6 protein-coding genes are annotated in these 6536 nt (G+C 67.0%); 3 read left to right on the forward strand and 3 right to left on the reverse strand.

What is annotated here, in order from left to right:
* Window position 1 precedes the first annotated feature (1 nt).
* A complete protein-coding gene (locus L995_RS08375) occupies window positions 2-2161 on the reverse strand; it encodes a methyl-accepting chemotaxis protein (protein ID WP_047470939.1) in 2160 nt (719 codons plus the stop codon).
* Between the two features lie 261 nt (window positions 2162-2422).
* Here L995_RS08375 and L995_RS08380 point away from each other — a divergent pair, with 261 nt between their 5' ends.
* The 3 genes from L995_RS08380 (at window position 2423) to L995_RS08390 (ending at window position 4927) form a co-directional block, all read left to right on the forward strand.
* Window positions 2423-3286: a LysR family transcriptional regulator gene (locus tag L995_RS08380; protein ID WP_047470953.1), complete on the forward strand. Its 864-nt coding sequence runs from the start codon at window positions 2423-2425 to the stop codon at window positions 3284-3286.
* A 96-nt stretch (window positions 3287-3382) separates the two neighbouring features.
* A complete protein-coding gene (locus tag L995_RS08385; protein WP_047470940.1) occupies window positions 3383-4540 on the forward strand; it encodes an agmatine deiminase family protein in 1158 nt (385 codons plus the stop codon).
* A gap of 93 nt (window positions 4541-4633) precedes the next feature.
* Window positions 4634-4927 carry a hypothetical protein gene (locus tag L995_RS08390; RefSeq protein ID WP_047470942.1) on the forward strand — a complete coding sequence of 98 codons (294 nt, stop codon included), beginning with the start codon at window positions 4634-4636 and terminating at the stop codon, window positions 4925-4927.
* Between the two features lie 25 nt (window positions 4928-4952).
* On the opposite strand, the gene L995_RS08395 is transcribed toward L995_RS08390, so the two are convergent.
* Window positions 4953-5606 (reverse strand): response regulator transcription factor, encoded by a 654-nt coding sequence (locus L995_RS08395; RefSeq protein WP_047470945.1) that lies wholly within the window; start codon window positions 5604-5606, stop codon window positions 4953-4955.
* Window positions 5607-5624: 18 nt separating this feature from the next.
* Window positions 5625-6536: response regulator (locus L995_RS08400; RefSeq protein ID WP_047470947.1), on the reverse strand; the 912-nt coding region annotated here is incomplete at its 5' end.

Below are 6536 nucleotides of genomic sequence, written 5' to 3' on the forward strand. Positions count from 1 at the left end.
CCTAGAAGTTGTCCCAGTCGTCATCGGCCGTGGAGGCCATGGCGATGGGCTTGGCGGCAGCCGGTTTTGCCGAGGCAGCCGACGCGGCCGGGGTGGCAGGCTTGGCAACGGCAGGCGGGGCGGCTTGGGGCACAGATGCCTTGGCCGCGCCGGGCGCCAGCGACGGTGCACGGGGCGCCGCCTGTGCCTGGGCATTGCTGCCGCCCTGCAACCGGAAGACCGAGACCACGCGCACCAGTTGATCGGACTGGTGGCGCAGGCCTGCGGCGGCGCCGGCCATTTCCTCGACCAGGGCCGCGTTTTTCTGCGTGGTCTGGTCGATGTGGGTGATGGCCTCGGCCACCTGGGCGACGCCGCTGTTCTGCTCGGCGCTGGCGTGGCTGATGTCCGAGATGAGCTGGGTGACCTTGCGGATTTCCTCCATGGCCTGTTCCATGGTTTCCCCGGCAAACGCGGCCTCCTGGTTGCCGGTGTGGATTTCGGCGACGCTGTGGCTGATGAGCTGCTTGATTTCCTTGGCGGCCTCGGCGCTGCGGCCTGCCAGGGCGCGCACTTCCTCGGCCACCACGGCAAAGCCCCGGCCATGCTCGCCCGCCCGGGCCGCTTCCACGGCGGCGTTGAGGGCGAGGATATTGGTCTGGAAGGCAATGCCGTCGATGACGCCGATGATGTCGGCGATCTTCTTGCTGCTGGCGTCTATGCCCTGCATGGTCTGCACGACCTTGCGCACGGCCTGCCCGCCTTCGGTGACGACGCGCTGGGCCTCGCGCGTGATGCGGTCGGCCGATTGCGCGTGGTCCGCGTTGTGGGCCACGGTGGAGCCCAGTTCCTCCATGGCGGCGGCCGTCTGCTCCAGCGCGCTGGCTTCGCTTTCGGTGCGGGCGGCCAGGTCCTGGTTGCCCTGGGCGATTTCCGCGCTGGCCAGGGCCACGCTGTGGGCCTGTTCGTTCACGCTGCCGACCACGCGGGTCAGGCCCGTACTGGTGGTGTTCATGGCCTCCAGCAGGTGGCCGATTTCGTCATGGCGGTCGCTGTGCACGCGCAAGGTGAGGTCGCCATCGGCAATGGCGTAGGCCATGTGGCTGGCCTGCTTGAGCGGGCGCACGATCATGCGGCGGATGAGCCAGAACCACGCGGCCGACAGCAGCAGCACGGCGCCCAGGCCCATGAGGGCGAACTGCAGGATCAGGCTGCGGGTCTCGGAGACGAATTCGTCCACGTAGGCGCTGGTGGCGATGACCCAGTTCCAGGGCGCGTAGTGGCTGAAGACGACCAGCTTGTCGCGGGGCTGCTCCTCGCCCGGGTTGGTCCAGGGATAGGCGATGCTGCCCTGCTTGCGGTCCAGCATGTCGCGGATGAAGAAGCGGCCGTCGCCGTCCCTGGACTCGCTGATGTTCTTGCCCTCCAGGGCGGGATGCACCACCAGCTGGCCGCGCTGGGGCCCGTCTTCGGCGTTGAGCACGAAGTAGTAGCCGGTCTGGCCGACCTTGAGCGCGCGGATGGAGTCCTTGAAGTGCTCCAGCAGTTGCGAGAAGTCCTGGCCCACGAAGGCAATGCCCACGGTGGCACCCGCCGCGTCCTTGAGCGGGCGGTATTGCGTCATGTACTGGCGGCCGAACAGGTGGGCCAGGCCCATGTAGCTTTGGCCGGCCTGGATGGCGGCGTAGGCGGGGTGAGCGCGGTCCAGGCGGCTGCCCAGCACGGCCGCGCTCTGGTCGCCTTTCTCATTTTTGAGCGTGGTGGCAATGCGCACGAAGTCGCCCTGCCCCTGGGCCGCGAACACGGTGGCCACGGCGCCGGTGCTGCGCGTGAAAGCCTGCAGCTGCGCATCGTTGCCGTTGAGCGGCTGGCCGTCCAGTCTCAGCACCGGCTCGCTGCCACCGGTGTCCAGGCTGAGCGTGCCCTGCAGGCTGTGCGCCAGGCTGTCGGCCAGGAACTGGGTGCGCTGGCGCAGTTCCTTGTCGTTGGACTCGATGAAGTTGTACAGCGTCCGTATGCCCTGCTGCATGTCGCTGTTCATCCTGGACTGCAGGGACTTGCTGACGTCCCAGGCAATACCCAGGACCAGCAGGCCCAGGATGGAGGCGACCCAGACGAAATTGGTGATGGACAGTTTGGTGCCCAGCCCTTGGCGGCGCCAGAAACGTTGGCCGATGTGCATTGATGCATCTCCTGTGCGGCGTAGGGCGCCGCTGTTGTGTGCGCACGCGGTATCGGCATGGAATGCCTGCGTGCCAGGCCAGGCTGACCCAAGTCAAGCCGTGGCGATTCATGGGCCGAAGCGTATCGGCGCCGCCGCCTGGGGGATTTGAGATGGGTCAAGGAAGTAACCAAGTGTTGCAACGACAGCGCCCGGCCATCGCGCCCGGCTTCGGCTGGGTGCGTCGACAATTCCGGTTCCACCGCTTTGTCTGCCGTGCCCATGTCCAATGCCCGCCTCCCCTCCTTCCGGTTCCTGATCGGCTTCGAGGCCGCAGCCCGCCTGGGCAATTACTCGCGCGCGGCAGAGGAGCTGTGCATTTCCCAATCGGCCGTGAGCCACCAGATTGCGCAGCTGGAGCAGCAGTTGGGCCAGCCGCTGTTCCGCCGCAAGGGGCGCGGCGTGGAACTGACGGTGGCGGGTCGGCTGCTGCTGGACAGCGTGGGCAAGTCGCTGGACCAGATACGCCACGGGCTCAGCCGCATAGAGACGTACATGGACGACAGCCTGGTCACCATCGTCTGCCCCGCCCCCGTGGCCAGCGGCTGGCTGCAGCCGCGCCTGGACGGCCTGCTGCAGCGCCACCCCCAGCTGTGCCCCATCGTCTCCACCGACGAGACGGCGCGCTACATCGACGAGCTGGATGTGGACATCGCCATTACCCGCGAGCCGCTGCGGCAGACCGATGTGCTGCAGGTGCCTCTGCTGGCCGACGAGCTGGTGGCCGTGCGCGCACCCGGGGCGCACACAGGCGCCGGCCTGCTGTGCCTGGAGGAAGACCTGACCAGCGACCGCACCGGCCCCTTCATCCGCCAGCACCTGGGCCAGCTGCGCAAGACCGCCATCTACGACGACGCGCGCCTGCTGCTGGACGCGGCGCTGCGCGGGCGTGGCTGCGCCGTGGTATCGCGCCTGCTGGCGGACGAGGCGCTGGGCACGGGCCGGTTGCAGTTGGTGGAAGGCATTCCACCCTTTGCGCTGGGCCGCCTGTGGATGTCGCGCATCGAGGGCGAGCCGCGCATGGCGCTGGTGCGCGAGGTGTTTGACTACCTTGTGGAGCAGGCGGTGCCGCTTGCCAAAGCATGAGCTGGGTTGATCGATTACGGCAAAAGATATCAATTTTCAGAATGAATACGGGCTCGGACAATCGCAGCATTCCCCCAAGCACTTGCTGAAGACACCATGCCTTACGCCCTTTCCCGCCGCTGCCTGCTGAACTGCCTGGGCCTGTCGCCCGTGGCGGCCCTGGCCGGCACCGTCGCCGCCCGCTCCACGGCAGCCCGTGCCGAAGGCAGCCGCCAGGACCCGGACAGCCTGGGGACCTGGCACATGCCCGACGAGGGCGACCCGCACCAGTCCACCTGGATGTCCTTCGGCCCCAGCGAAAGGGTCTGGGGCCGCCGCCTGCTGGAGCCCGCACGCGAGCACCTGGCCGGCATTGCGCGCGCCATTGCCGCCTTCGAGCCCGTGAACATGCTGGTGCGCGAGCGCGACTACGACCTGGCCGCGCGCCTGTGCGGCAACCGCGTCAAGCTGCATGTGCAGCCCGTGGATGACCTCTGGATGCGCGACACCGGGCCGGTCTTCGTGCGCAGGCTGGGCAGCGGCACTGGCAGCAGCAAGGGCGAACTGGCGGGCGTGGATTTCAACTTCAACGGCTGGGGTGAGAAGCAGGCGCATGACAACGATGCCGAGGTGGCAGGCTTTGTCACCGAAGCCGCCAACGTGCGCCACCTGGAGACCGCGCTGGTGCTGGAGGGCGGCGGCATCGAGGTGGACGGCCAGGGCACGGCCCTCATCACCGAAAGCTGCGTGCTCAACCCCAACCGCAATCCGGGCCTGTCGAAAAGCGCCTGCGAGGCCGAACTCAAGCGCCTGCTGGGCCTGCGCAAGATCATCTGGCTGCCCGGCATTGCGGGCCGCGACATCACGGACGGGCACACCGACTTCTATGCGCGCTTTGCCTCGCCCGGCGTGGTGGTGGCGGGGCTGGACGACGACCCGGACTCCTACGACTACGCCGTCACGCGGCGCCACCTGGACATACTGCGCCAGGCCACCGATGCGCGCGGGCAAAAGCTCAGCGTGCAGGTGCTCAAGGGTCCGTCATCGGTGCGCAGCAAGCTGGAGTCCAGGGAGTTCGCGGCCGGCTACATCAACTTCTATGTGTGCAACGGCGCCGTGATCGCCCCGCAGTTTGGCGATGCCCGCGCGGACACCAACGCCCGCTCCCTGCTGCGCGAGCTGTTTCCCCGCCGCGAGGTGGTGCAGCTGGACATCGACGCGATTGCCGCCGGGGGCGGCGGCATCCACTGCACGACGCAGCAGCAGCCGCGTTGATGCGCGTCGTACGGCAATAAGAATCGTCTTAACCTGGGCTGCGCAAGGCCGGGCAAGACTGGAGAGCGGTACATCGATCCGTTTTTTCCAGAAATGCAGCCAAAGAGAACGTCCCAGAAACTGTGCGACCCGTGCTACGAATTGCTGAGCAATACAAGCCTGTCAAAGCCCCACCCCGGACTGAGGTTCCGCTTTTATTCACTGGAGCAGGATGCCAATTTTGTGAACTATGACTGCGTGCATTGCCAGGCGCCCCTGGCGATGAAGACAAGCCGGCGCGGGGCACTTCTGGGGTTTCGCCTGATGCCGTCCGAACCGCACTATCCCCTGAGTGAGGTGGACGCCGAGGGCGGCAGCCAGGCGCAAGGCCAGGCGCTGGAAGGTTGACCGGCTGGTGCAGCCCGCAGCCCGGTCAGTCGAAGAGATGGTGCTCGGCGCAGAAGGCGGCCAGGTCCTGGTTGCTGTCCACGTTCAGCTTGCGCATGGCGGAGTTCTTCTGGAGGCTGACGGTCTTGACGCTGCGCCGCAGCCGTGCGGCGATTTCGGTGATGGACTCACCATTGGCGAAATGCCTGAGGACTTCGAACTCGCGCGGCGAGAGGCTGTTGGCGCGCTCGGCCAGGAAAACGGACCGCTCCTGCCTGGGCGTGTCGGCCTGGAATGAGGGCGAATAGTAGCGGGCATTGAGGCGGACACACTGCAGCGCCGCCATGATCTGGGTGAGCGGCTCTTCCTTGAGCAGCACACCGGCGACGCCGGCGTCATATAGGGCCGAGATGATCATGGGATTGGAGACGGTCGTCAGCACCAGCACCTTGATGTCCGGGAAGTGGCGTATCAGATAGTCCACGTAGCGCAGGCCATCGCCATAGACATCGTCGCCCGGCATGGAGTAGTCGGTCAAAACCACGTCCAGCGGGTTCGATCTGGCGTATTGCATCAGGGCCGATGGCGTGCTGAATGTGGCCACGACCTGGAGATTGGGGTCCTGCTCCAGGAAGTCCTTGACACCAAGCAGGACCACGGCGTGGTCGTCCACGACAGCAATGCGCAGTTTCAGTTTCATGGGATCGCAAGTAAAGGGTTAGGGCTGGGGCAATTGCGCCATCATGGCGCGAAGGTCGGCCAGGAGGTCGTCCAGCAGGACTGACAGCGCGGCCTGCAGGCCGGGCTCCGGGGCGCCGTTCAGGAGCCGCTCTTCCAGCGCCTGGGTGCGGGCGGCAAGCTCCTGCATCCTGGCCAGCAGCAAGGCGCCGCGCATGCGGTGCAGGGCCTGGGCGGCCAGGTCGGGCCGGCGCTCCTGCAGGCCGCGGGCCAGCATTGCGATGTCGTCGTTCATGCACTGCACGAAGACCTGCCTGTGCGTTTGCAAAACGTTGGGCTCCGACAGGGCCGGGGGCGGGGGAATGTCCGCCGACGCAGCGCCCGCCTGGGCAGGCGCCGGACGCAGGCGTTTTCTCGGCGCGAACTTCTCCAGGGTGCGGACCAGGGTGCGCAACTGGATGGGCTTGACCAGCCAGGCATTCATGCCGGCGTTCAGGCAGCGGTTTTCCTCGTCCAGCATGGCATTGGCGGTCACGCCGACGATGGGGCAGGCAACCCCCTCCGAACGCAGCCGCTCGGCGAGTTCGTAGCCGTTGAGGTAGGGCATGTTCACATCCGTCAGCACCAGGTCGTGCGGGCTGATGTCCCACAGCGCCAGCGCCTCCTCCCCGTCGTCGGCGACCGTGACTTCGCAGCCCAGGCTCTCGAGCTGGCCGCGCAGTGTCACCTGGTTGACGGGATTGTCCTCGGCGACCAGCACGCGCAGGTCGAACAGGGGCAGATCGGTGCCGGCGCTGGCAGAGCGCTGCGCACCGCCAAGCACCTGCGCAATGCCCAAACCGATGCTCAGAACGTTGTGCCCGTCGATGCCCCGGTTTTCCGGCGAGGACAGGTTCAGGTGCGGCCCCTTCCACTGCGGCGCGGGGCTGTCCGCCGGCAGCAGGACGTCCAG

The sequence above is a fragment of the Delftia sp. ZNC0008 genome (assembly GCF_000799035.1).
GTDB lineage: Bacteria > Pseudomonadota > Gammaproteobacteria > Burkholderiales > Burkholderiaceae_C > Comamonas > Comamonas tsuruhatensis.